Source organism: Streptomyces sp. NBC_00090 (assembly GCF_045160815.1).
Lineage (GTDB): Bacteria > Actinomycetota > Actinomycetes > Streptomycetales > Streptomycetaceae > Streptomyces.
On record NZ_CP108224.1, the window covers coordinates 6,935,275 to 6,959,594 of the forward strand.

The following is a 24,320-nucleotide window of genomic DNA, read 5'->3' on the forward strand; positions in this document are numbered from 1 at the left end:
GACCCCGTACCGGACGGTCACCCGGCGATCACCGCTGCCCGCATCCCGAAGAAACACCCGGGACCCACCCATCATCCGTGATCAGAGTTCACGCGGTGGATCGAGGCTCAGGCGCCGGTAACCGGGGTCAGAAGGCTCGCAGCCTCTCGATGTGGCGTCTCTGCTGTTTGCCGTCCTGTTTGATGTGCACACTGACAAGCACTCTTTGGTCGTCCGGCTTGTAGTAGATGCGGCCAAGTCGCTCGCTTCCCGCGATGCCCGTCGCCAATTTCGTCACCTCATACCAGCCACGCATTCCCTCAAGGTCCTTCCCGACAAGGCGCCCAGAGTCGATCTCAGCAAGTGCTCTCATCGTGGATGCTGGCGAGTCGAGGTTGGCGATCACGTCGACTGCATCGAGAACGAACTCGAGGCGGCTGAACGCCTGAGGCAGGAACTCAATGACCCCCCCGCGCCGAGGCCGTTGCGCGGTCGCGACGCGAAGTCGCTCAGTCTCCAGCGCCTCAAGTTCCGAAACTCTCCCAAGGAGTGCGTCTACCTGCGCCGCCAAGTCGTCAGCGCGTGCTCCGCTCTCTGCGGCCTCCGAGTCGGCCGCTCGCACACGCTCCAGCAGCAAGGAGTTCTCGGCAAGAGCGAGTTCTCGAAGTTCCTCGGCGTCAGCGAGGCTCTTCACCAGTTCCGCCGTGTCAGCCATGCCTCCCAGGCCTTGTCGGAGCACGGCGAGTTGCTCTTGCAGATCTGAATGATGGCGTTCTGCGAGGGCAACGGATTCTCGGTATCGATGCTCGCTCGCTTCGGCGTTCGCAAGATCGTGACAGAGCTGCGCGAGCTCACGTTCAGCCGCCTCGCCCTTGCGTGTCGCGACGTACAGCTGGTTGAGCAGCTCCTCGATCCGAGCCTCGGCATCAGCGAGTCGAGCGGTTGTCGGATCCGTGACTGGCACCGCCGGCGCGAGAGACGACGGCGGTGCGATGACAGCCCCGACGAGCGCAAGTGCTTCGGCCTGGCTGCCCTTGAACCGAAGGCGTGCGAACCAGTCGTAGAAGTTGCCGTCATCTGCTGGACGATGGCTGACGTCCCAGCGCTGGACGCTGAGATCTGCGTCCTCAAGCGCTGACACCAAGCTGCTGGCAACGCGCTCCGACGCGTTGAAGACGACGTAATGCCCGTATTGGTTGGTTTCGAGGTGCCACTCGACGTCGAAACCGCTGGCCTTCTCCAGCGGTTCACCGGCAATGGGAGCGTACGGAACCTCTGCTCTGGTGAACAGGAAACGATCGCAGTCCGCCAGTTCCCAGCTCGATCCGTCCAAGTCGATGAGATCGCCCTGCCGGAGCGGGTAGACGGAGCCCGCATACGCGACACCCGCATATCCATCGGGAGTCAGACGAATCGGACGGCGGACTCCGGACTCGACTTCCGTTCCGTGGTCGAGCACGCGCACGAGTGCCTTGGCGCTCGCCATGTCACGCCGATCCGCATCGACACTCCGGGTGCCCCCACTGGCGCTTGCAGACGGCGCACGGCTGGTAGTACAGGTGCTCCAGCACCTGGGCCTGTGTCGCTCCGTCACGCACGTGCCGGGCGAAGGCCCCAGAATTGTGCAGATACAGCACGTCGCCGGGAACGGTCGCCTGGTCCTTGTCCCTCGCCACGTTTGCACGGACGACCAGTCCCGCCTGTGGCACGGCTATGGACTCCTCAGGTGCTTTTGGGCCCGCGGCAGCACCTCCTGGCACAGCCAGAGCCGGGAGGCCAAGACCGAACTCCAGGTCGTAGTAGGACTCCTTGACCCGATCGTGCTTCTGGCTTGACGTCGCCTCGACCGACAACACCAAGTCGTCGTCGAGAGCGACCTTCAGCTCGAGGCGCTCGTGCAGTGGCGGCGCGGTCTCGTCGACGCCGAGTGTGATCATTCCCAGCGACGTTCGCCGCTCGCTCGCCTGCGGATGTGATGACAACGCGGTCGGAGTAGCGATCGGAAATTTCGCCTTCCCGTCCGTAGGGTCCGCGCAGTACAGGTGAAGCGTTTCGTGCTTGACCTCTCCACCGAGAGGCATTTCAGTGCCCGCTGCGAGGAGCGGAATCAACGACCCGCGAGCGAGCTCGAGTTCGATGGGCTTCGCCAGCCGGAGCCGCTGCCTGTCATGCGCAATCCACGCAGCTCCTTGGGAGATCAACGTGGCACTGTTCGTCGGCACCTCGACTCGGTCCGGACCGAACATCTCGTACAGCCGGCTCCGAATCGCGGGCATGGCCGCCATGCCACCGACCACTACGACCAGCGAGACCTGGCCGGGAGCCATCGACAAGCTGCCGAGCAGCGACTCGATCTCATCGATACCTGCCGTCACGAGCGGCCGTGTGATCTCTTCCAGCTCCTGACGCGTGAGCTGGTACTGCAAGGTCGCACCTGATTGGAAGTAACTTGGCCGGTAGAACGTCACGTCGACGCGGTCGGCCGAGAGCTCGATCTTGTTGCGCTCCGCGTCCTGGAGGAGCCGGAGTTCAGCCTCAGGGATCGCAAGGTCGTCGTCAGAGGCACTTCCACGAGCCCGGACGCGCTTCACGACCTCGTCGCGAATCACCTTGTCGAACTCGTCGCCGCCGACCTGGGCCGAGCCACCGTTGCGAAGTTGTCGAACCTGTTCTTCGTCCACCCGGCAGAGAGTCAGGTCCAGCGTTCCGCCGCCCCAGTCGACAACCAGGACGTTTCGCCGTGCAAGCCGCCGCGCCATCTCTTCCGGGTCGGTCGCTCCCCGGATGAACCCGTACAGGGCGGCGAGCGGCTCGTGGACGAACTGGACGACACCCATCCCGGCCCCCGCGAACGCTTCTCGCAGCGCCGCGCGTCGGTGCCCGTTCATGGTCACGGGGATTGTGACCACAGCGTTGTCGAGGCCGCCGAGCACGTTCCGCTGCGGACTGCGCAGCGACTCCGACCGGACGTGCCGCACGACGTCCGCAACGATGTCCACCGGGCTCCGGTCGACGCCTCCGACGGCGATCGCCTCCTCGCCGAGGAGGAACTTCGGCGATTTCACCGTGTTGCCGTGCACCCCGATGCCCGCGGCACCCAACGCGTCCTTGGCCTCGCGGCCGACCACTACCTGCTCGCCTTCGTACCGGACGATCGAGGGATGGGGCCGGCCGGTCTCGACGTCCATCACGTCGATCACGCGGTCACCAACTACCACCGAAACCAGGCTGTTGGTCGTTCCGAAGTCGAACCCGACGGTCATGCGAAGCCTCCAGACGCGTCCTTCAGCTGCTCGACCTCACGCGTGAGGGCAAGCAGGGAACGGTCGAGGAACTCCTCCGCGACGTCGGGCGCACCGTTCCGGAGTGCGTGCAGACCATCGGTGAGCAGATCGATTTCACCCCCGAGACGTCTGATGATGCGCGTTCGCAGCGTCTCGTAGTCGTCCGTCATATGGCTCTTGTCGACCATTCTGTTATCATGCTCAGCCGTGAGCTCCTTCTGCAGCCGCCCCACCTCGGCAGAGAACGCGTCGGCGCGAGCCATCGCAGATTGCTCACGCTCCTCGACGGTCGAAAGCTCAGCGCGGAGCCGCGTTTCGCGATTTCGAGCAGCGTCGGCCTCACTCTCGAGTTGTGTGACCTGCCGATCCAAGCGGGCGATCCGGGCCAGGTAGTTCTCACCGACGATCCCGAGCACGTCGAGATCGCTGCTTGCCCCGACCTTGCCGGCGGCTCGCTCCAGCCCTGCTGCCTCCGGGGCCTCGTGCCTCCAGACAGAGCCGTACGACGCATCGATGAACTGATCGAGGTTCCACTCACGTTGGAGCACGCGGAGGAGGCCGTAGCACGCGATCGCATTCCTGACGAGGCGCTCACTGTCAGCGGTCTTGAACTGCTCCGGGGACAGTCCAAGATCGTCGGCGCGGACCTGCCGGGCCATGTTGCGCAGGTGTTCGGTCGAGAGCTGCGGACCCTTGCGGGGATCGACCAGCTGGTTCACCCAGACCCGGAACACCGGGCTGTGGCCCAGTGCGACTACCGCGAGGTCAAAGAGCCGGTTCAACGCCGGTGCGAGGTCACCATTCTCGGTGCGCTTGAGCGGGACCCCCTGGCGCGCCGCATACTGAAGCAGCTTGTACGGGGTCGACAACGTCGGGTCCGTCGGCGCGAGAGATTCGACCAGCGCGCTCTGTGACGCGATGCCCTCATCGGTGATCGCCAGCTTCTTGAGGTCCTCCTTCGAGAACTCAAGCAGTCGAGCCTTCGACTCGTAGGCGAAGGTCAGCAACTCCTCGATCGAGGTGATGATCGGCTTTGGCTTCGTCCTGGACTTGGCCCGATATGGGTCCTCCCCCGGAACGGATGCCGTCGGCGCATGGTCAGTAGGCGAGGCCGAGGCGGTGCCATCGCCGGTAGCGGTAGCCGACGCGGGGTAGCTCGGTCCCGACTCCGCGCCAGGCTCTGGAATGGTCTCGTTGCTCAACGTCCTACCTCTTGCAATCGGGTCCGAAATCCTGCGTACCAGGCGCCGGTCTCCCTGGAGTGCCTGAGCGCCTCGCCGTGTCGTGATGCACCATCGATGTCTCCCTCAGCGAGCAGCGCCTCAGCCGCGATCAGGCGGACCTTGAACTGGTCCTGGGGCCGGAGCACGCCCAGTGAGGGGAGCAGTTGGGCAACCACGGATGACTGCGTCCCGTCCAGAGCCGTTGCACCGACGTCTAGGAGGTCCTCGGTAACGGAGTCGCTCAAGGCCTGATCGAGGCTTCCGTGCGACCGGTCGGCCAGGCTTGTCGTGGCGAATGAGCCGCCTGTGAGGAGGGATCGGAACCGCGCTGCGACATCGGAGACGCGGTGGCTGTTGGTCTTGCGCACCGCAAGTTCGAAGTGATTGTAGTGCAATGCGACCAAACCGCAGATCGCCTCCGCTGCAGGCCGGTCGAAGGTCGACAGTAGAGAGACAGCGCTGTTGTACCGCTGCTCGTAGAGCGGCGCACCCGCCCCGTCCACCCGGCCGGGGTCCTCGACCGCCTCCCGTGCAAGCACGCCGTACAGGTATGTCGCCAGACCTTCGCGGTAACGGCGGGCCGTCACCCCGCGGCCGGCACGCATGATGAAGGTGTCGATTGCGTTGCGACTCAACTCGCGGCTGGAGATGAGTTTTTCCAAGGCCTGGTCTACGAGGCAGAGGTCGTCTTCTTCTGCAAGGCAGAAATCGAACTCGAACGTCCGCTCCAGCGGGCCATTGGAAACAGTCACCGTCTGGACGCCAACCTTCACCGACGCGAGGAAGCCGGCGGCCTCAGACGTTGAGGTTTCGCGGCCGTTGACGGCGATGGATTCGACATCCGAGGTCACCCAATCGGCGGAGCCGCTGGAGCTCGTGACCATCAAGCGCGTACGCCCGCACTCTCGTCCCCTGAAGAGGAGGGTCGGCCGCTTGATCGCATGACCGTCGAAGCGGTGTGCTCGGCGGGCGCGCTCGGACGAGAAGACGAGTCCACATTCAATGCAGGGAAACTGAGGGGGCTTTGGCGGGGCTGGCAGTCCGACCGATTCAAATCCGATCGGCTCATGGAACTCCATGTAGCCGGTGTGCCAGAACCCCACGAACCCCTCCTGTCGCTTTCTGATCCGCGTCCCCTACGCCTTCGGAAGGCTAGTCGGCGCGCAGGGACTTTGCGAGGTCGCGGGCTGAGCGAGATCGACCCGTGATGGGTTGTCATTTCACGTTCGTGTGGGCCTAGATGCCGATGCAGGCATGGCTTCGGTGATCATGCCGGAAGCTGTCAAGTCAATTGAGAAGTTTTGATGCTATAGGTTCTGTTTCTGGGGGTTCTGTCTCGGGTCAGGGTTCGTTGATCCACACGGCCGCGGGCAGTTTCGGGGGCTGTGGGCGGCGGCCGACGCGTTCGGGATGCGCCGCGTACGCCTGGGCGAGGGTGACCGCTCGCTGCTGGCGGACGAGTTCGGCGGTGCGGGTGGTGCGCGCTGGCCGGGGTGTGCAGGCCGATCGGCGAATGCCTGTGCTCGTGGTTGTAGTAGGCGCCTTGTTACCGCGGCGTCAGGGGTGGGAGTGCTCGGTTAGACCGGGTTACGCCGAATCGACGGCCATGCTGACGGCATGGCTGACGCGATCACGGAGCGCGTCAGCGGAGACGTATGAGAGTGCCTCAGCCAGCGAATCGATAGCCGAGGCGAACTGGTCCTCCTGCTGGCGCAGGTGGGCGTCGAGGAAGGGAACCACGGGACCGGTGACGCTGTGCCGGGTCCGCCGCACGTACAGCACTGTGAGGGAGAAGGCCCAGCAGGCGTGAAGGAAGCCGTAGACGGGGCGAGGCGCTCCCCGCCAGGGGGAGAAGAAGGTGATGTCGGCGGGAAGGCTGACGTTGTGCGCGGCCAAGGCGTCGTTGAGCCAGTTGTGGGCGGACTCGTGGATCATGTCGCGGGCCAAGACCTCGGGATGTTCGGTGTAGTCGGTGAAGACGGTGCCCGGGAGGCGGTTGATGGCCCAGCTGTGGAGGGTCTCGTCGAGTCGGCGGCGGTTGAGCAGGCAGATGACGGGGGCGTGCTGGGTGAGCAGGGTGCCGAAGCCGTGCTCGGTCGCGGAGGCGAGGGCGGCACGAACGAGGTCACGGGCCTCGGGTGGGGCAGGGCTGGTGTCGGGGCCTACGAGGTAGTACGCGGTTTCGGAGATCTCCGAGCGGAGCAGGTCCCCGGGGCGCGGGTTGAGCACGATGTGCGGGCCGGCCGACAGGTGGGTCAGGTCTCGCACCGTCGCATTGCGGTACCAGTCGAGGCGGTCCGAGTCCCGGGCGCGTGCAGCGTGTTCGGCGCCTTCGAGTAGGTGGTGGGCCACGGCGTAGTCGAGGGCGGACGAGCCGAGGCGGTTGCCGAGTACGGAGGTGATACGGCTGGTCCGTAGGCGCTGGTGGTCGGTGATGCCGCCGAGGGCGACCAGGGCTTCCGGGGAGAGAGCGCTCATCTGGGGCTCCGGGAGTGGGACGGGGCCGGGCCGGGACGGGACCCGGCCCCGTGGCGGGTCAGGACTCGGTGATGGGTTCAGCGGCGTCGTGCCGCACCGTGGTGGCCAGCCAGGTCTCGGTGGCCGCGTTGGAGGTGTGCGCGGTTGTGCGCACGGGGTCGCTGTCGCGCAGGGACGCGACTGCCTCCAGGAACTCGTCGAACGTCTTGTCTTGTGCCACTGCTCGCTCTCTCCTCTGGTCCGGGCCGTGGGTTAGGGGATGGTGGCTGCGGGGTGGGCCGCGGGGGCCGGTCATGGCGGCGAAGCCTCCTACTCGGAGACGAAGAGAGTCAGGAACTTGCGAACGCGGCCGGCGCGGACCGGTTCGGTGCCGTGGACGAGCTGGCTGCCGAAGGCCACGAGCGTTCCGGGAGCGGGTGCGACGATCCATCGGGTGCGGGGCATGGTGCGGAACCAGGGGGAGGACATGTCCGTCCCGTCGTGTGCGAAACGCATCCCCTCGGCGTAACCCGACCCCGTCGGCGCCTCGTCGGCGGTCCAGACCGAGTCGCTGCCCGTGGTCTCCGCGTAGAACGCGCCGCCCGTGTCGTGGATGTCTGTGAGCGTGACCGTCGCGGCGGCGATCTGGCGGGGACGAGCGAGGGGATCGGGGGCGATGCCGTCGGCATGTGGGGTGATGTACTGGCCGGCACCGTATTCGAGGTAGATCCACGGCCGGTGGCCGGTGACCGACGGCAGGGTACGCGTGATGGCGGGCATGTGGAGCTTCAGGGCCTGGTCGAGGAGGGTGGTCGCCTCGCGCGGGATGTCGGTCATCTCGATCCGGCCGGTAGGCTCATAGACGTCCTGTGCCTCGGCGGGGGAGTGACCGGGGATCTCGTGGATGGTGGTGCGGCGGCCAGTGCCGTACCGGTCGCGTCCGAGGGAGTTGAGCGTGTTGTCCATGACGAGGTTGAGTCGCTCGATCTCGTCCGGCTTGAGGAAGCCCTCCACGGTACGGATGGACAGAGTCTCGGCGATGTGGATCATTGCTCGCCTCCGCATGCGCAGGGGGTGGAAGGCGGGGCAGAGGCGGCCTCGGCCAGGGCCTCCGTGAGTACGTGTACGGCCTGGGTGAGGTCCTCGAAGTACTCGGCAGGCGTGGTGCCGGCAGCGGGTACGAGATGGAGGTCGAGCGTCGGATACACCCGGCCGGTGGTGCGGCAGGTGAGCTCGCTGCGACCGAGGAGCAACGAACATGCCCCGGGCAGGGAGGATTCAGCTCGGCTGGCGGCGCGGCACAGGCGCGCCGCTGTACGCGCGTACTCGGCGCGGTCGCGCGGGAGGATTCCGACCGAGAGGAACCGGGGCTCGGCTCCGGGGAGATCGGCGTAGGCGTGGCCCTGGCAGCTGTCATAGGTGACGGTGTTCCAGCCCGCGGTGAGCGCGTCGACGACCGGACGGACGCCGGGCTCGACGCCCTCGTACCACTGGGGGTGGTGGGGGTCGAGATCGTCCGCCTCGTGAATGCCGGGGAGGCCCACCGTGTTGATGTTGCCGTGGGCGCTGACCTGCAGGCGCGCAGGCGGGCGGGTCACGGCTGGGTCGTCCCACCGGGCCAGGAACGCCGAGACGTGGTGCATGTCGTTGGGGCGGACGGGACGCCAGTGCAGCCGGGAACAGGACGCACCGGGCGGGAGGTTCGGCTGGGCGAGCAGGGCGGCGACGCCGTCGATCAGGCGCATGCGGTGGTCGCAGTACGCGTCTTCGTTGCCCGCAGCGGCGAAGCGGAGGCGGACCGCCGGGCAGCCCGCGCCGCAGGTGTCGCGGTAGTCGCAGGTCGTGCACTTCGTGACCAGGGAGCGTGCCTGCCGGAGCAAGGGAGAGCTGCCCTGAGCCTCGGCCACGTTCGCCTCAGCCTGTACGTCACCGAGCGCGGCCAAGCCGGCCTGCGGCCAGGGCAGCTCGTCACAGCTTCCCAGGCGGTCATCGGGATAGAGGGTGAGGACGTGGTCGCACTTCAAGTCGGAGAAGTGACAGGAACGGGTTTGTAGACCCCTTAGGCGGCGGATGACGGAGACGACGGGTTCCAGCTTGACGCGGCGGAACAGGCCGTCGCCGACCCAATGGCGGGCGGCCTCCAGCACGAAGTCGGCGTACTGGCGAGGCGTGACGGCCCAGGCCGGGCCGGTGGGGCCGATGGCACGTCGCTGGAGTGCCCGACTGGTCGGCGCACGGGATCCGGCCGCCGTGGTCGACCGGGTGACCGCCGCGTCGAAGCACGGCACCAGACTGACCGTCGTCACGGCGGGAAAGGAAGCGAGGTGCTCCATGACCTCCGAGGCCCGGCCGAGGACGTACGGGGTGACGGCGCAGATGACGCCGACACGGCGTTCCCGACGGCCGAGGAGTTCCAGGGCTTCGACCACTCGGGGGTACGTGGGGCGGCCGTCGTAACCGACACGCCACGAGTTCCCCAGTGCGTCCCCGTCGAGGGAGATGCCGATCTCCAGCTGGGGGCAGTGGCGCTCGAACAGATCCAGCCAGGCGTCGTCGAGCTGGAGGCCGTTGGTCTGGAGGCTCACGCGGATGACGTTCGGCTGTGCGGCGAGCGCGTCCAGGATCTCCGCGATCCGTTCCCGGCCGACGGTCAGGGGCTCCCCGCCGTGGAGTTCCACGCTGAGCGGACGCCCGGAGAAGATCGAACCGAGGCGGTGGACCTGTGCCGCTCTGATCCGGGCGCCGCCCGGTGACTCCTTGCGCTTCTCGAAGCAGTACAGGCAGTCGATGTCGCAGGTCTCGCCGCGGAGCTTGAGGATGACGGAGACGGCCGTGTCCGGCCCGGTGCTCGACAGCGGGGCGTAGAGACTCTCCAGGTCGACGGGGGCGGTGCGGGTGACGGGCATCAGAGGACTCCTGAGGAGGAGAGGCGCGGTCTACGCGCCATCGGTGGAGACCGTGGACAGCCACCCGAGAAGCTGTCCGCCGGTGATGGGGATGTGGACGTCGCCACGGCGAAGGAACCACCCGTCGGCGTACCGCTGGGGCAGCCAGCCGGCGTCAGGGGCGCCCAGGTTGGGAGGCTTCTGCAGCGGGTCGTCGACGGGCCAGCAGTCCAGGAGCGCTCCGGTCACGCGTCGCTGAACCGGACGGAACCACTCCCACGTTTCCGGGCGGGCGGGGTCGATCGGCGGATGGAACGGAGCGCTGGCAAGCAGCGGCAGCCACTTGTCGCCCAGGACCGGGTGGCCGGCCGCCGCGCAGCCGAGCGCGGCGAGACAGGTCTCCAGCTTCCGGCACACGACGTCGGCCGATTCGGACAGGCCGTCCTCGACGAGGCCGGTCAGGTCCTCGGCGAGACTTGCCGCCACCTCGGCCTGGTCGGCGACCGCCCAGCGTCGGTAGCCCTGGCGCTCCCCCAGATCGAGCACCGGATCCCAGCGTCCGGAGCCGTACGAGAGAGCGGTACGCAGACACATGAGGTCGTGCATCGAGGCGCGTACCCGGCGGAACGATCCGAGGTCGTCGCGGCGGACGTCGAAGGAGCGGAGCAGGTGACGGAGTTCCTCCGCCCGCTGTGGCGCCGTCGCCTGGAGGTCGACACGGACGCCGTCCACGATGCGCGACTCCCACGTCGGAAGGGCGCCGTCCACGATGCCACGCAGGTCGATGTCGCTCGCCGCGTGGGCGAAGCCGCAGGCGAGGGCTCCCTCCAGCCAGACCTCGCGGGCCTCGCCGGACGCGAGCAGCGCTTGGGCGACTTTGTCGGCGATCTCCCGACGCAGTCGTGCCGATGGGGTCACCGGCGGCCTCCTTCGATCAGGATCTTGTTGTCAGCGGTGATCTCCTTGAGGAGATCGATGGCCCATCGGTCGAGCGCGCCGCGTACGTCGGACCGCTGGGCGCCGATGTGGGGTGAGAGCAGGAGGTTGAGTGGTGCCGTGGAGCCGGTGAGGAGCGGCAGGTGCTCCCGCTCGACCGGGTCGAGGGCGAGGCCCGAGAGCCTCCCGTCCGCCAGCGCCCGCAGGCAGGCGGCGACGTCGAGGGTCTCCAGCCGCCCCGCGCAGATGAGCAGTGGCCGCTGCGGAGCGACGCGTGCGAGGAAGTCCTCGCCGATGTGCTGTTCGGTCGTGGGGCGCAGCGGCAGAGCGATCACGTGTACCTGCGACTGCTCCATGAGGGCTGTCGGCGACAGTTCCCGCAGGCCGGGAGGGTTCGACGGCCACGCGGCGAAGGCCGTGCGGTCCATGAAGGGAGCGAGGGCCCAGTCGGCGGCCAGCCCCACCGGGCCCGCGCCCCAGACACCTGCGGCCAGGGTACCGAGTGACGCACCCATGCACGCCTGCTTCTCGTGCTGGCCGAGCATCAGCGCGTGCTGCCCCAAGGGGATCCGCCGGGCCAGGGCGAGGGCGGCGGTGAGGACCCACTCGCCCACGGCGCCCGCGCCGGCCTCGGCGTTGCGGTGCAGCGTGATGTCACGGTGCCGTAGGGCGCTCACGTCGATGTGGTCGATGCCGGAGCCGGCCCGTACGACGTGCCCCAGACGAGGGAGCGCGTCGAGCTCCCTCTTGCCGAGACGGACGCCGGAACGCAGGACGAGCACGGCCGTGTCGGCGGGCGGAGGCGAGTCCAGGTCCGGCACCTCGTGTACGACGACATCGGGCAGGGCGCGGCGGATCGCGTTCGTGTCCGCCGCACCGCGTAACACCATGACAGCGCTCATCCGAGGAACTCCGGCTTCTCGTACCGGCCGAAGGCGAGATCACCCTCGCCGACGACGACGGTCACGGGCGAGGGCGTGCCGAAGTACGCGTCGCAGGCGCGCTTCACCCCCGGGAGCCCGTCCCAGGCTCGCGGATTGACCGCCGTGTCCGCGTAGTCGTCGACGAACAACACGCCCGTCGGCATCAGGCGGGTGACGCAGTGCGTGAGTCCCGTGAGGGTCGAGTCGTAGAAGTCGCCGTCCAGGTAGGCGAACGCGATCTCGTCGGGCAGCTCCTTGGGAAGGGTCTCGTCGAACCATCCCGGATGGATGACCGGCGCCGACCTGCCCCAGGCCGCGTGCGTGGCGCGCACGTCGTCCGGGGAAGACCGGAGCTCACCCGCCGCCAGGTGGTCCGAGTCCTCGGTCCCAGGCGCGGGCATGCCCTGGAAGGAGTCGTAGACGTGGATCTCGCGGTCGCGGTCTCCCAGCGAGTCGAGCACGCTACGGATCCAGAGGGCCATCGCACCCCTGTAGCTGCCGAGTTCCACGACGGCTCCCTGCAGACCGCAGGCGGTCATGTCAGCGAGCTCGTTGGCGACCACGCGAAGCCGGTCGCTACAGACCGTCCCTGAGTGCTCCCGCAGCAGCCACTCCCGCAGATCCTTCAGCGTCGGGTCCATGAAGATCACCACCTGTCCACGAAGGGGTCGGCGAGCTCCCCGCTCAACGCCGCCGACAGCGGCCGGTTGATCCGGGGCAGCAGGTACACGTCGCCCAGTCGTTCCAGCGGAACCCACTCGAACCCCACCTGGATGGGGTCCGGCGGTTCCGGCATGCGCGGCTCGGCGTCGTCTACCTGCTCGGCGAGGAAGTTGAACTGGACCTTCTGTACGTCTCCGAACTCGCCCTGCCACGACTCGGGGACGTACTCGACGACGCACAGCAGACGCCGCGCCACGACCTGGAGGCCGGTCTCCTGCGCGACCTTGCGGTTCACGGCCTGGCGCAGGTCCTCGCCGACCTGGGCCTTGCCGCCGGGGAGGTTGTAGTGGAACCCGGCCTCGTCGTCGTACGACAGCATGAGGACGGCGCCGTCGCGCACGATCGCCGCCTTCACGGAGACACTGATCCGAGGCAGCTCGGGTGTCAGAGGCACGACAGCGCCTCCGGTTCGCCGACGCGCATCAGGTCGCCCACCTCCGCGAGGGACCCCGCGACGGTGGAGCGGAAACTCCCTCCGCGCCGGAACTGACGAGCGGCGGTGCGCATACCAGCGAGGGCGGCACGGCTGAGCTGGTTCGCGTAGATGCAGAGGCGGAAGCCGGCCTCGCCGAGTTCGGTGGCGCTCAGGTCGGGGAACGCCGTGGGCACGGTGACGAGCGGTACGCCGTGCCTCCACGCACCTCCGATGGCCCGTGCCTGATCACCGGTCGCGTCCTTGGAGTGGATGAGTACTGCATCCGCTCCGGCCTCGGCGTACGCCTCGGCGCGGGCGATCGCCGTGGCCAGGTCCTCGCCGGCGATCAGGGCCTCGGTGCGAGCCACGACCACGAGGCCGTCACCGGCGACCTTCCGTACGCGCCCCACCTGCTCGCACAGCAGGTCCCGGTCGGCGAGGTTCTGGGCCCGGTGGGCCGCGAAGCTGTTGCACTTCGGGTACGCGCTGTCCTCGACACACACCGCCGCGGCTCCGGCGCGCATCAGGTCGTACGCGAACCGCTCCGCCGTGCGCCCCGAGCCGCCGGCGTTGTCGATGTCCACGATGACGGGCAGTTCGGTGACACGGCCGAGCGAGGCGACCACGTCGGACAGGTCCCGGGGGCCCAGGACGTTGGCGTCCGGCAGTCCGGAGGCCGCGGACACCTCCAGACTGCTCACCCACAGGGCGTCGAAGCCCGATTCCGCCGCGACATGCGCGGCGAGCGCGTTGACCGCGCCGATCGCCAGGAGCGGGTGCTTCCGCTCGCTGTCGGCGAGGGCCTCACGCAGATGCATCGCCTTCGTGCCGTCAGTCATGAGTCCCTCCTCCTTCCGTACGGGCGGCGAGCGACGGCACCAGCTGCCGTTCGCGCAGTACGTCCCAGGCGGTGAGCAGCACCTCGGACCGGGGCCGGCGGGCGTCCAGGCGGACCACGTCGCCGAGGAGCGGGAACTCGTCGGGCTTCGTGACCACGGCCTCGTAGGTCTCGCGAACCCGGCTCTGGACGTCGTGCACGTCCCAGTCGGCCCGGACGGCGTCACCCTGGCGGGCCTGCGCCCGGCTCATCGAGGCGTCGGTCTCCAGGTCCAGGACGAGCGTGAGATCCGGGGCCGCGGTGAGCTGCGCGGCCAGCACCTCGTACGTCTCCGACACCCTCATGTCGTGCTTCACGGCGAAGAAGGCCAGCTCGCTGAGGAGCCACCGATCCGCGATCACGGGCCGGGCCGGCCGCTGGGGGAGCACGAGGCGATCCAGCGTGGCCCGCTTGTCCGCCGAGATCGCGGACAGGTAGGCGTCACGGTTCCCGGCGTTCGGCTGGTACTTGCCGGTGACGATGGCGGCGGCCTGGTCTGCGGCGAGGAAGTTGGTGGTGAGCATGCAGAGCGGGGTGACGCCGTAGAGCCCTTCCCAGAGACGGAACAGGCCCTTGCGCAGCGTCGTCTTGCCGGTGCCGTCGAGCCCCTCGATGACGATGAACGGATAGCGGTGGTTCATTCGACCTGCCCCGCTCCCGTGCCGCCGGCGTACTTGGTGAAGCGACCCCGCCAGCGGGCCGTGGTGGACACCAGGTCCACCAGCCGCAGCTCCGCCAACTCGTCGATGAGGCGGGGCAGCTCGGGCTCGGCGCAGATGCCGGCCTCGATGGCCCGGCAGTACGCGGCGCGGACGTCCGGGTCGTCGTCGGAGTTACGCAGCGCCGCCTCCAGCACCCGCGTGGTCATGCCGTGGGCCACGACGCTCACCGCGGTACCCAGGGCCTGCTCGTGGAGCGGGCTCGGGTGCGGCTCCAGCGTGATGTGGTGCACCCCGCGGTGGCGGATGACCGTGAAGAAACCCACCCACCACGCGGCGGCGGCGCCGACGGCGGTCACGGCGTCGGACCAGGACGCCCCGGTCTGCCCCGCGAGGAGGTTCTGGGCAGCGGTGTCGGCGGCGCCGTGAAGCGCCCCGCGCCGGTTCCGCGACTCCGCTCCGTGCCGCTGGGGCAGCTCCCACCAGAAGCCGAGCCCGGCGTCCTCCAGCAGCGCCATCGCGGACCCGTCGCCTGCCGGCAGCGGAGACGGGCGCTGGGCCAGCACGGAGACATCGGCGCCCGGCACGTCGGGCAGCGCCTTCTCCTCGGCGACGGCAGCCCGCCATTCGTCGAGATGGAGATGGAGCCGCTGGGTCAGCAGCCCGTCCGCCAGCGTCTGCCAGGCCTGGGCCAGCGGCGGCGAACCGGGTGGCCGGGGCGGCAGGGTCAAGGAGGTCAAAGGTCGGATCCTCACGTCCGGGGAGTCGCGGCACGCGGCTCCGGTCGGTGGTGCTCCACCACGATGGCCGCCACGAAGGCCCACGCCTATGAGTGTTTATGAGCCCCAGCAGCGGAACGTGTCCGGGTGGTCGCAGAGCGAGGGAGAATGCCGACCATGGTCGACAGCGGACAGCGGCGGTGTACGCGCTGCGGTGCCCTTCTCAGTCGCTTCAACGCCGGTACACGATGTGCCTCGTGCCAGGACGGGCCGGCCGCCCGACGGGCCGACCCGGTCTTCTGGCGTGATCCGACGGTCCGGCGAGCCGTGGCTGCATGGGAGCTCGGCACCGTTGTCAAGCTGTTCAGGAAGCACACGGGCCTCTCCCAGGCCGGTGTGGCGCGGATGGTCAGCATCGACCAGGCCGAGGTCAGCAGACTGGAACGTGGCCTCAAACAGATCCGCGACCGACGGCAGTTCGTCCAGTGGACCGATGCGCTGGGAGTTCCGGAAGAGCTGCTCGGGCTCCTGCCCGCGGCCGATCCGCACATCCCGGACTCCGCGGGCCGACAGGGAACGGCGAACACTGGAGCCCGTGGATACGCGGCGCTGCCCGAAGGGCCAGGCCAGCTTCTGTTACCCGCCGGGCGGTCCGTCTCGACGACGGCGCTTCCCGTGCTGACCCTTCCGGCGGCCTCCTTCCTCGGGGACAGCCTGAGACTCGACTCCCGACCGGAGCTGGATGCCTGGCGCACCATGCCGATGCGCGCGCTCGTCGTCGCGAACCGCACGGTGGACGGGGCGGTCCGGCAGTTCGTCACCGACGCCCGACCGAGCGGCGTACGCGCCACCGCCTCCGACCCGGTCGACATCCCCGCCGCGTACGAACTGGACGACCTGACTTACGGCATCCTGTGGGCGGTGTCGGGATTCGAGGCGGCCCTGCTCGGCGACGACCAGACCCTGCACACCTCGCTGGCTTCGCTCACCGCTTCCCCAGGCTCGCCGATCGCCTCCGACCACAGCCTGACCGAGGTCTCCCGGATGCTCATCGGCTCTGAGACCGCAGCCCGGTACATCCTGGGCCAGCGTGACCACCTGGGCGACGCACCCGTCTTCTGGACCAGGGAACAGCGCGGTGAGGAGGCGGCCACGTGGCTGTTCTTCCGGCACAAGTACCGCTACCTCGAACGAATGGCACCCCGGCGTCCGGGCGGTACCAGCGGCCGGGGGTTCTGCGTCCCAGAGACGGCGGTCGCCTCCTCGCCGGCGTACGAGCGCGTTCTGCTCTTCCTCGCCATCGCGCTCATGGAGTCCTTCGGCATCCGCACCTGGGTGACGGACGACGGAGGCTTCGCCCACACCGACGGCTTCGCGCTCTCCCACGGGCGCCGCGCCGTCATCGCCTCATGGGTACGGACCGAGGGGGCGTCGCACCTCGCGGTCACCGCACGACCGGGCGCCCTGCGGACGTTCGCCGATGTGACGGACCACGTCAGCCACCACTCGGCCACGGCGGCCGAGCAGGCCGGACAGCGCCTCGCGGCAACCGCGGAGTACCTCGGCCTCGACGCCTCCTGGCTCGGTCGCCGGTGCGCACAGCTGTCGGCCGTCGGCACCGAGCGGCTCGCCCGGCCGCGCAGCCGGTTGCTCGGCCTCGAAGGGCTGGAGACCGCCTGCCGGTTCGTGGCCGAGCAAGTGGTGATCATTCCGCGGACCCGGACGGCGCCGACCCGATAGCCTGCGTGAACCACTCGTGAGGCCGCGCTCGGCGGCGTCCGGACAGGGGAGCAGGGGATATGACGGAGTCGGTCAGGAACGTGGCGGTCTTCTCCCTCGGCGGCACGATCGCCATGACCACCGATCCCGCCACCGGAGGCGTCGTACCGGCGCTCTCGGCGCACGAACTCCTCGCTGCGGTACCCGCCCTGGCCACGAGCGGCATCGGCCTCAAGGTTCGGGACTTCCGACGTCTGCCCGGCGCCTCCCTGACCTTCGAGGACCTCACCGCACTGTCGGCCGCGGTCGCGGCGGAGCTGGAGACCGGAGACGTCGACGGTGTCGTCGTCACCCAGGGCACCGACACCATCGAGGAGACCGCCTTCCTCCTCGACCTCTACCACGGCCACGAGCAGCCGGTCGTCGTCACCGGCGCGATGCGCAACCCCACCCTGCCCGGCGCCGACGGTCCGGCCAACATCCACGCCGCCGTCCTGGCCGCCGCCGACCCCGTACTCCGGGGCGTCGGCTGCCTCGTCGTACTCGGCGACGAGGTCCACTCGGCACGGACCGTCCGCAAGTCCCACACCACCAGCCCCGCCGCCTTCACCTCACCGGCGTGCGGCCCGGTCGCGCGGATCGCGGAGAACCGGGTGCGGATGGCGGGTGGCGGCTTGTCGTCCCGTGGACCGTCGGTCGGCGCCCCCGACCGTGAGGCGCGTGTCGGGCTCTATACCGTCACCCTCGGCGACGACGGCGCCCTGCTCGACCTGTGGGACGGCAACTGCGATGGGCTCGTGGTCGCGGCCTTCGGCGTGGGCCACGTCCCGGAGCGTCTCGTCGAAGGGCTCACCAAGCTCGCGTCCCGCATCCCCGTGGTCCTCGCCTCCCGCATCGGCAACGGCCCCGTCCTGTCCGACACGTACGGCTTCCCCGGCTCCGAGAAGGACCTCCTCGGCCGCGGGCTCATCGGCACCGGAGACCTCGGCCCGTACCAGGCGCGGCTCCTGCTGCACGCCCTGCTCGCTCAGGGCGCCGACGGGGCGACGGTCCGCGCTACCTTCACCACCGCCTCCGCCCGCTGATCCCACCCCATCAGGAGACACCCGCGCATGCGTGCTCACGAGCTGACCGTCGGCCGTACCTTCGGCGTCACCTTCGACCACGGGGAGGACTTCTTCGAGGCGCTGTCCACCTTCTGCCGGGACAACGGCGTACGGCAGGGCTACATCCCCTCGTTCATCGGAGCCTTCGCGGAGGCCGAGATCGTGGGTGCCTGCGAGAAGCTCGCGGACCCGGACGCGCCGGTCTGGGCGAAGACGTACGTCACCAACGTCGAGGCGTTCGGCGCCGGCACGCTCGCTCACGACCCGGCCACCGGCGGGATACTCCCGCACATCCATGTCAGCGCCGGCCTGAAGGCCCAGTCGGCCGACGGCAGGACGAGCCACCTCCTCAGCGCCAAGGTGCAGTTCCTCAGCGAGCTGCTGATCGTGGAGGTCACGTCGCCCACGATGACCCGGCCTCGGAACCCCGACCTCTACGACGTCCCGCTGCTCACGTTCGGCTGAGTGGCAGGAGCCGCCTGAGCCAGGGGTGATCGGGCGCGATCACGCTGATCGTGTCGGCCAGCCAGGCGCGTGCGGAAGCGTCGAGTAGCGGCAGCACCGCTTCGAAGTCGATCTCGTCCTTCTCCCTGGGCGCCTTCGCCTTGTAGAAGAGCTGCACCTCAGGCGCGAGATACGGGATGCCCGACTCGCTCGTCCGCCCGAGTCGGTCGATCGGGAGCCGGATTTCCGGGGTGCGCCGCGAGACCCACTGGGTGCCCTCGGCCTCGTCCAGCATGAGCTGCACCGACCAGGGCGCCTCGGGTGTGCGGCGGCACCAGATGTCGTGGAGCGGCGGCCGAAGGACTTCTCTAGGACGCCACGGTCGAAGCTGCCCCTGGCCGGGCGGGTCCGCCACGTACAGGTCCCAGTCCGCCAGGAGATCCCGTACGCGGTCCTGGTCACGCCGGAGGACGAGGACATCGAGATCGCCATGTGCGCGCAGCTCGCGGCCGACCGCGAGTTCGATCGCGTAGCCACCGGCGATCCACCACGGGAAGTCCGCCTTGGCGAAGACCGCGGCCACATCCTCGGGACGATCCGGCACCCAGCGTCCCAACACGTCAGCACTCACCTGCTCATACTCCCAGTGACCAGACGGGCGGAGGCGAAGGCCGGCGGTGGGTCGGCGGTCTCGCAGGAGCGCCCTGTCGCCCGCTCGCACCCTGCGCTCATAAACGCCCATGAGCATCAGGGGCACCGGCAGCCATCGTTGAGCGCGTGACTCGCGACCGGCCTCGTGGCTGGTGCTTGAGCCACGATCCTTCCGGGGCCGCGTAACCGAAGCCAGGTGCTTCCTGCGGCCGTATGCCTTTCAGCGGCGTACTGGCCGCACTTCCACGACCACGCCGCAGCCCCGGGAGAAGGCCATCGCTGTCACCCACAGGAGGTCCGTCGCCCGATGATCAGCGCGCCGTACGTCGCTCTCGGCCTCGTGTACCGCTGGACCGACCACACCCCCAACCCGACTGGCGAAGCCCGCGCGGTTCTGCGACGTGTTCTCAAGGACCTGGGTCTGTCCGGGGACGTCATCAGTGACGGAGTCCTGGCCGTCTCGGAGCTCGTGGCGAACGCGCACGAGCACGCGTGTGGCCCGTACGAGGTGCACGTCCGTTCGGCCGCCGGGAGATACGTCTGCGAGATCCACGACGGGGACCCTCTGCTCCCCAGGGGCCTCTACCTCGGTGCCACGCCCTCGCCGGATGTCGAACCGACCGAGGGAGCGGGCAGGTTGCTCGTCGAGTGGGGACGGGGCCTGCGCATCGTGAACGAGTTGGCCCGGGGGCAGTGGGGGTTCCACGTCACGGAACGTGGCGCCAAGGCCGCTTGGATCGTGCTGGCCACGGCGTCGTCGGACGCGTCCGAGGAGAAGGACGCTGACGGCACTCGGGTATCCCGTGTCGGGAAGGAGCCGAAGCTCCCAGGGCTTGGCAGGGCATCAGAATCCCACGAGGGCAGCGGTCAAGCCCGCCTCCGGCAGGAATCGGCCAGAGATGCTCCACGTGCCCGGTGCGGCGGAGCTCCTCCTCTAGTCAACGTGTACGGTCCATCGAACAGCCTGGTGGGCGAGGGCACGGGGGAGTCTTGAATCTTCAACACAAGGCCGGTAACTACGTCAACGCTTCGTGGTCCATGGTGCGGCTGCGGGACCTGATCTACGACATGCTGGGTCTGCTGTTCACCGAACTCAGCGCCCATGGCGGGATGGCGGGAGACGACAACGCCGGCCGTGCCTTCGCCGCCGTGTACAAGCCGGCGGTGAAGACGGTCTTCGAGGCGGCAGGCCTTGCCCATCAGGTGATGGCGAACGGAGCCGGCGCCATGCTCAAGGCCGCCGAGGACTTCCTCAAGCAGGAGAGCGCTATCGCCGCGGCCCTGCTCGGCCAGAGCACAGCGCCCGACATCGGCTCCCAGCCCACCAGGCCGGACTGCAACCCACGTGGAAGCTACAACGCCGAGGAACTGCCCGAGGTCGTCGGCGAGACCAGCTGGACCGACCAGTACCTGCTCAGCTCCCGCTTCCACGGCCAACGCGACAAGCTCACCAGGACAGCGAACGCCTGGCGCTCGGCGGCGAGCATCCTCGACGACGCCTACTGGGGCTCCGACAGCGCCTGGAGTACCGCGAGCGCCCAGCAGCTCGGGGAGACGGCCGAGGCGGTCCAGACCTTCTTCACCGTGTTCGTGGGCAAGACCCCGCCTCCCTCCGAAGCCGGCGAGGAGGAGACTCTGATGGCGAACCTGCCGTCCGCGTGCCGGATGATCGCCAGCGCCTGCGAGGCGTACGCGGACCACATCGGCACCGCGCTCCAGCGGATCCCGGAAGAGGGCAACCCGCTCATCGGCGAGCCGCTCGCCATCTGGGAGCGCCCACTCTTCGGCGGCGAGGGGCACGACGGCGGGCTCCACGAACTCGTCGCGGGCGACACGCGCATCGCCCGCCTGGGCAATATTCCGCCCGCGCTCGACAGCTCGGCGTCCAGGGTCCCCATGCCGCAGCCCGACGGAGGCGGCTTCCTCCCCCTCCCGTCGCTGCCGCCCTTCCTCGCACCGTTGATCCGGCTTCCCCTTCTGGTCCCCGTGGTCTATCGACCGCCGACCGGGCCTCGCGTACAGCCGATGGCCCCACCGACGCCGCAGGACCCCCGCTTCCCGTCCCTCACCGCGCCCGAGCAGCAGAAGTTCCAGACGTGGTTGAACTCCCTGCGCGCCGGAGATGTGTCCGGCGGGAAACCCGCCGAGATCGCCTACCAGAAGCGGGTCGCCGGATACCCCGAGTACGAGGTCCCCATCCCGCTCGGCATCAGCGCCAACAGCACCCTGATGGTCGACGGCTTCCGTAATCGTGACGGCATGGCGATCGAGGCCAAGTACGTCAATAACCCGAACAAGCCGTGCTACCGCTCGCTTGACGAACTCCGTACGAATCACCGGTCCGGCAAGAAGGACTTCCTGTACGACAAGGACCGCAAGGAGCTCGCGAAGTACAACGCCGCTCTGAACGACCCTCGGAACAAGGAGATGAGGGGAGTCGAGACGGTCACCAACAACGCGGACTCCGTGGCCTACTGGCGCGTCATGATGGCCGCCTACGGAGTCAAGGGCTACGCCCGATACGTACCCTGACCAACCGCAGCAGCACACGACGAGGGAGCGAACGCGTGGACGCGTCCGAACTGGCCGAACTCCGCACCATGTACGTCTTCGGCCCCGCTGAGGGTTCCGCATGGGGCATGACCTACGAGGGGATCGAGGCCAAGCTGCGCGAGCGGAAGACGGACACGTTCGTCCGTGTCGACGAGGGGGACGAAGGCCCCGTGCGCGGGTCCGTCATGCACTTCGGCATCACGCTCGGCGAGGAGGAACTGGAAGGCATCGCCAAGCGGTCCCCGGAAGGTATCGCCATCGAGGGCTGCACGGCCCATGCCGCAGCGGAGTTCGCCAAGTGGCTGTGGGACAGCGTCGTCCCGGACGGCAGCAGCATCACCTTCAACACGGAGTGGGGCCTTGAAGCCGACCTGCCCGACGCGCTTGTTCCCGACGTCCCCCGCCCCCGCCTCGTGGCCACCTTCCTTGCTCACCTCGAAGCCACCAGCGGGCTGGACTGACAGTGAGCATGTCGCTGGGGATCACGGCCACGTGAGCGACATGCGAAGGCGCCGACCTCCACCACGGGCTGCTCGAACTGGCCTGCATCCTGATATGAGTTCGCCGGCTCCCGCGGACAGCCAACCGCTATGTCAGTAGCGGAGGCGAGCCTCAGACCCATTGATACGCACCATGCAGTTCTTGAAGAGCTGCAACGGAGGCTGCCGGCCGTCAACCGGAGCCAGTGTGAGCTCCAAGACCTGCAACGGCTTGGCCAGGGCGACGAACCTGGCCCCATCCGGATCCGGGCCTCTGAAGGCCGCCCAGGCCTCGAACAACGCCCTCACGCTCTCCCAGCCTGGTCCCGGGGTGAAATGCGCCAGGAAGAACGGCTGATCACAGCCATACTCACTGAGCTCACCGACCAGGACATCTCCCCGCAAGAGCCGCCACTGCGTCATCTGGTGCCCCCGTCCTCCACCGTCCGGTCGAGGTTGCATCTTCGCAGCGCACATCCATCTGACCAAGCGCGTCATTCTGAAACGATCAGTGAGCCTCTTTCATCCTGAATAGCTGCAGGTCAGCAGTGTGTGGACGGCCTGGACGATGGTGCCGATGCGGCGGGTGGAGCATCTGGCTCGGCGAAGCAGTCGCCAGGACTTCAGCTGGGCAAAGGCGCGTTCGCCGGGGGCTCTCAGTCGGGCGTGGTCGCGGTTGAACTGCTGGTACTGCTCTGGCTGTTCGCGGTGGTGGTAGTAGGGGGTGCGAAAAGTGGCGCCGGCGCCCTGGTAGGCACGGTCCGCGAGTACGAGGATCTGCCGGGTGAGGCAGGCCTGCAGGATGCCGTGGGCGCGGGCCGCGGTCAGGTCGTGGGTCCGGCCTGGCGTCGCGCGGGAGAACCACAGCGGTGTGCCGTCGGACCGGGCGATGACCTGCACGTTCATCCCGTGCCTGCGGTGCTTCATCGAGTAGTACGGCTCGTCCGCGTGGATCCGGTCGGTAGGGATCAGGGTGCCGTCAACGATGACATGGTCGCCTTCACCGAGCCCGGTGAGGGCTTCCTGGAGGCCCGGCGCCCAGCCGGCCAGAACGTCTAAGAAGCCGTATCTCAATCGATCTTGGAACGTGCAAGTCGAACAGAGTTCCTGGTCGGGTGATCTTCCAAGCGCACGTGTGCGGCAACGCGGCCGATCATCCGGCCCGGGTGCGCCGCTATCCGTCGGACATGACGGACGCGGAGTGGGCGGCTGGTGTACGAGCAGACTGGTTCGGGTGCCCGGGCGGACCGAGCGGGAACGACGGGGACGGGGACTGTCGGAGGCCTCGCGTAGGTTGAGCACCGTCGCAGTCGAACGGAATGAACGAGGAACACAGTGAAGGCATACGACCTGGGGTTCGGAGAGTCCGTGGACGCGCTGTCGGTCCGGCCCGGCAAGCCCGTCGAGATCGATCTGCCCGGGGCCCGCGTCGCCGGGTGGTGCGGCGGTCGTGCGCCCGGCATCGGAACGGCCTCCTGGCCCCGGAGCCCTGTCACGGGACTGCCGATGACCCATGTCATCACCCTCGAACTGCCGGAGGACTACCGGCGCAAGGGCCAGGACCTGGTAGCCGTCTCCTTCTTCCACGCCGACGACCACGTCGCCGACGACATCGAGGGCGTGGACGAGCTGCTGGCGGGCACCGTGCCCACCCCGGAGCAGGCCGCCGATCCGTTCCTCGCCGCGGTGGCCGCGACGGCCGCAGCCCGCCACCCCCGGCAGCAGGACCTGGAGGACGTGATCGGCGGCGCGCACGCGCTCATCTGGCTCACCGCCGCGGAGTTCGCCGCGCCCCGCATGGATCCCCCGGCCGACATCCGGCCGGACGGCCTCGGCGACAAGTACAGCCGCGGCCAGAACGCCTGGGACGACAGCGCCCCCGAAATCACGGTCTGGATCGGGGAGCGCACCGGCGACCCGAACACCGGCATCGCCCCGGCGGAGGACGGCGAGGGCGGCTATGTGGAGGCCTGGTCCTCGGACGACAAGGATCTCGATGCGTTCTGGTCGTCCGTCGAGGGCATCTCGCACCTCGGCGGAACGGTGATGCCCTGCCAGACGTTGCCGGAGGGGCTGACGCCGTACGTCTTCGAGCTGGAGGACGGCGTCGGCGGGGTCAACTTCGGCGGTGGCAACGCCCAGATCGACCTGGAGTCGGGCGTCTTCGGCTGGGCGCAGTAGCGGGCAGCGCGCCCGCGCGGAGCCGAGCAGTACGCGACCAGCGGCGGTGCCGAGGGCGTACGGGCGTCGGCGCACACCCCGTGGCGTCCGTCGGCCCCGGCGCGTAC

General features: G+C 68.7%; 23 protein-coding genes and 1 pseudogene. 7 read left to right on the forward strand and 17 right to left on the reverse strand.

The features are described from left to right. Positions 1 to 127: 127 nt before the first annotated feature. From OG361_RS30965 to OG361_RS31035, 15 genes are all read right to left on the reverse strand, one after another. A complete protein-coding gene (locus tag OG361_RS30965) occupies positions 128 to 1,465 on the reverse strand; it encodes a hypothetical protein (RefSeq protein ID WP_405858731.1) in 1,338 nt (445 codons plus the stop codon). 1 nt (position 1,466) lies between these two features. Further along, entirely contained in the window at positions 1,467 to 3,242 is a 1,776-nt protein-coding gene (locus tag OG361_RS30970; RefSeq protein ID WP_405858733.1) for an Hsp70 family protein, read from the reverse strand. Next, complete coding sequence (locus OG361_RS30975; protein ID WP_405858735.1) at positions 3,239 to 4,465, reverse strand: hypothetical protein; 1,227 nt, start codon at positions 4,463 to 4,465, stop codon at positions 3,239 to 3,241. The genes OG361_RS30970 and OG361_RS30975 overlap by 4 nt, the downstream gene beginning before the upstream one ends. After that, a complete protein-coding gene (locus tag OG361_RS30980) occupies positions 4,462 to 5,589 on the reverse strand; it encodes a hypothetical protein (RefSeq protein ID WP_405858737.1) in 1,128 nt (375 codons plus the stop codon). Before OG361_RS30980 ends, OG361_RS30975 begins: the two co-directional genes overlap by 4 nt. A gap of 484 nt (positions 5,590 to 6,073) precedes the next feature. Further along, the gene (locus tag OG361_RS30985) at positions 6,074 to 6,964 is read right to left on the reverse strand and encodes an aKG-HExxH-type peptide beta-hydroxylase (protein ID WP_405858739.1); all 891 of its coding nucleotides are present in this window, start codon (positions 6,962 to 6,964) and stop codon (positions 6,074 to 6,076) included. A gap of 58 nt (positions 6,965 to 7,022) precedes the next feature. Then, positions 7,023 to 7,184 (reverse strand): hypothetical protein, encoded by a 162-nt coding sequence (locus tag OG361_RS30990; RefSeq protein WP_405858741.1) that lies wholly within the window; start codon positions 7,182 to 7,184, stop codon positions 7,023 to 7,025. Positions 7,185 to 7,273: 89 nt separating this feature from the next. Then, positions 7,274 to 7,993 (reverse strand): 2OG-Fe(II) oxygenase, encoded by a 720-nt coding sequence (locus tag OG361_RS30995; protein ID WP_405858743.1) that lies wholly within the window; start codon positions 7,991 to 7,993, stop codon positions 7,274 to 7,276. Then, positions 7,990 to 9,849 (reverse strand): radical SAM protein, encoded by a 1,860-nt coding sequence (locus OG361_RS31000; RefSeq protein WP_405858745.1) that lies wholly within the window; start codon positions 9,847 to 9,849, stop codon positions 7,990 to 7,992. The genes OG361_RS30995 and OG361_RS31000 overlap by 4 nt, the downstream gene beginning before the upstream one ends. Positions 9,850 to 9,879: 30 nt before the next feature. After that, the gene (locus OG361_RS31005; RefSeq protein WP_405858747.1) at positions 9,880 to 10,746 is read right to left on the reverse strand and encodes a hypothetical protein; all 867 of its coding nucleotides are present in this window, start codon (positions 10,744 to 10,746) and stop codon (positions 9,880 to 9,882) included. Continuing rightward, on the reverse strand, positions 10,743 to 11,654 hold the full coding sequence (locus tag OG361_RS31010) for an NAD(P)-dependent oxidoreductase (RefSeq protein WP_405858749.1): 912 nt from the start codon (positions 11,652 to 11,654) through the stop codon (positions 10,743 to 10,745). Before OG361_RS31010 ends, OG361_RS31005 begins: the two co-directional genes overlap by 4 nt. An 8-nt stretch (positions 11,655 to 11,662) precedes the next feature. Continuing rightward, positions 11,663 to 12,328, reverse strand: a complete 666-nt coding sequence (locus OG361_RS31015; RefSeq protein ID WP_405858751.1) for a TylF/MycF/NovP-related O-methyltransferase — start codon at positions 12,326 to 12,328, stop codon at positions 11,663 to 11,665. 5 nt (positions 12,329 to 12,333) lie between these two features. Continuing rightward, positions 12,334 to 12,804, reverse strand: a complete 471-nt coding sequence (locus OG361_RS31020) for an NUDIX domain-containing protein (protein WP_405858753.1) — start codon at positions 12,802 to 12,804, stop codon at positions 12,334 to 12,336. Further along, positions 12,795 to 13,664, reverse strand: a complete 870-nt coding sequence (locus tag OG361_RS31025; protein ID WP_405858755.1) for an isocitrate lyase/phosphoenolpyruvate mutase family protein — start codon at positions 13,662 to 13,664, stop codon at positions 12,795 to 12,797. The genes OG361_RS31020 and OG361_RS31025 overlap by 10 nt, the downstream gene beginning before the upstream one ends. Then, positions 13,657 to 14,343, reverse strand: coding sequence for a dTMP kinase (locus tag OG361_RS31030; RefSeq protein ID WP_405858757.1), 687 nt, complete (start codon positions 14,341 to 14,343; stop codon positions 13,657 to 13,659). The genes OG361_RS31025 and OG361_RS31030 overlap by 8 nt, the downstream gene beginning before the upstream one ends. Next, a complete protein-coding gene (locus tag OG361_RS31035; protein WP_405858759.1) occupies positions 14,340 to 15,101 on the reverse strand; it encodes a hypothetical protein in 762 nt (253 codons plus the stop codon). The genes OG361_RS31030 and OG361_RS31035 overlap by 4 nt, the downstream gene beginning before the upstream one ends. Before the next feature lie 306 nt (positions 15,102 to 15,407). Between OG361_RS31035 and OG361_RS31040 the strand changes: the two genes are divergently transcribed. Genes OG361_RS31040 through OG361_RS31050 form a run of 3 tightly spaced genes read left to right on the forward strand, consistent with a single transcriptional unit; the run spans position 15,408 to position 18,370 of the window. Beyond that, a complete protein-coding gene (locus tag OG361_RS31040; protein ID WP_405858761.1) occupies positions 15,408 to 16,820 on the forward strand; it encodes a helix-turn-helix domain-containing protein in 1,413 nt (470 codons plus the stop codon). 59 nt (positions 16,821 to 16,879) lie between these two features. Further along, positions 16,880 to 17,884, forward strand: coding sequence for an asparaginase (locus tag OG361_RS31045; protein WP_405858763.1), 1,005 nt, complete (start codon positions 16,880 to 16,882; stop codon positions 17,882 to 17,884). Positions 17,885 to 17,911: 27 nt separating this feature from the next. After that, positions 17,912 to 18,370: a PPC domain-containing DNA-binding protein gene (locus tag OG361_RS31050; protein WP_009311896.1), complete on the forward strand. Its 459-nt coding sequence runs from the start codon at positions 17,912 to 17,914 to the stop codon at positions 18,368 to 18,370. Here the strand turns inward: OG361_RS31050 and OG361_RS31055 are convergent. After that, positions 18,357 to 18,980: a nucleotidyltransferase domain-containing protein gene (locus OG361_RS31055; protein WP_405858766.1), complete on the reverse strand. Its 624-nt coding sequence runs from the start codon at positions 18,978 to 18,980 to the stop codon at positions 18,357 to 18,359. The genes OG361_RS31050 and OG361_RS31055 overlap by 14 nt on opposite strands. Positions 18,981 to 19,307: 327 nt before the next feature. Here OG361_RS31055 and OG361_RS31060 point away from each other — a divergent pair, with 327 nt between their 5' ends. From OG361_RS31060 to OG361_RS31070, 3 genes are read left to right on the forward strand one after another with little or no spacing between them, the layout of a single operon-like run. Continuing rightward, positions 19,308 to 19,994, forward strand: a complete 687-nt coding sequence (locus OG361_RS31060) for an ATP-binding protein (RefSeq protein WP_405858768.1) — start codon at positions 19,308 to 19,310, stop codon at positions 19,992 to 19,994. Next, on the forward strand, positions 19,991 to 21,532 hold the full coding sequence (locus OG361_RS31065) for a restriction endonuclease fold toxin-2 domain-containing protein (RefSeq protein ID WP_405858770.1): 1,542 nt from the start codon (positions 19,991 to 19,993) through the stop codon (positions 21,530 to 21,532). The genes OG361_RS31060 and OG361_RS31065 overlap by 4 nt, the downstream gene beginning before the upstream one ends. Before the next feature lie 35 nt (positions 21,533 to 21,567). Beyond that, entirely contained in the window at positions 21,568 to 22,014 is a 447-nt protein-coding gene (locus OG361_RS31070) for a hypothetical protein (RefSeq protein WP_405858772.1), read from the forward strand. Between the two features lie 540 nt (positions 22,015 to 22,554). On the opposite strand, the pseudogene OG361_RS31075 reads toward OG361_RS31070, so the two are convergent. Then, positions 22,555 to 23,091 (reverse strand): annotated as a pseudogene (locus OG361_RS31075) (transposase family protein); the annotation flags it as partial. A 276-nt stretch (positions 23,092 to 23,367) separates the two neighbouring features. On the opposite strand from OG361_RS31075, the gene OG361_RS31080 reads away from it, so the two are divergent. Further along, the gene (locus OG361_RS31080) at positions 23,368 to 24,213 is read left to right on the forward strand and encodes a hypothetical protein (protein ID WP_327159541.1); all 846 of its coding nucleotides are present in this window, start codon (positions 23,368 to 23,370) and stop codon (positions 24,211 to 24,213) included. Positions 24,214 to 24,320: the final 107 nt, after the last annotated feature.

What these genes read in the sequence shown, in the direction of transcription:
- OG361_RS31045 (WP_405858763.1), top strand. Translation starts at nt 16,880, where the DNA reads ATGACGGAGTCGGTCAGGAACGTGGCGGTCTTCTCCCTCGGCGGCACG.
- OG361_RS31030 (WP_405858757.1), bottom strand. Translation starts at nt 14,343, where the DNA reads ATGAACCACCGCTATCCGTTCATCGTCATCGAGGGGCTCGACGGCACC.
- OG361_RS31010 (WP_405858749.1), bottom strand. Translation starts at nt 11,654, where the DNA reads ATGGTGTTACGCGGTGCGGCGGACACGAACGCGATCCGCCGCGCCCTG.
- OG361_RS31025 (WP_405858755.1), bottom strand. Translation starts at nt 13,664, where the DNA reads ATGACTGACGGCACGAAGGCGATGCATCTGCGTGAGGCCCTCGCCGAC.
- OG361_RS30985 (WP_405858739.1), bottom strand. Translation starts at nt 6,964, where the DNA reads ATGAGCGCTCTCTCCCCGGAAGCCCTGGTCGCCCTCGGCGGCATCACC.
- OG361_RS30970 (WP_405858733.1), bottom strand. Translation starts at nt 3,242, where the DNA reads ATGACCGTCGGGTTCGACTTCGGAACGACCAACAGCCTGGTTTCGGTG.
- OG361_RS31060 (WP_405858768.1), top strand. Translation starts at nt 19,308, where the DNA reads ATGATCAGCGCGCCGTACGTCGCTCTCGGCCTCGTGTACCGCTGGACC.
- OG361_RS30995 (WP_405858743.1), bottom strand. Translation starts at nt 7,993, where the DNA reads ATGATCCACATCGCCGAGACTCTGTCCATCCGTACCGTGGAGGGCTTC.
- OG361_RS31050 (WP_009311896.1), top strand. Translation starts at nt 17,912, where the DNA reads ATGCGTGCTCACGAGCTGACCGTCGGCCGTACCTTCGGCGTCACCTTC.
- OG361_RS31015 (WP_405858751.1), bottom strand. Translation starts at nt 12,328, where the DNA reads ATGGACCCGACGCTGAAGGATCTGCGGGAGTGGCTGCTGCGGGAGCAC.
- OG361_RS30965 (WP_405858731.1), bottom strand. Translation starts at nt 1,465, where the DNA reads ATGGCGAGCGCCAAGGCACTCGTGCGCGTGCTCGACCACGGAACGGAA.
- OG361_RS31000 (WP_405858745.1), bottom strand. Translation starts at nt 9,849, where the DNA reads ATGCCCGTCACCCGCACCGCCCCCGTCGACCTGGAGAGTCTCTACGCC.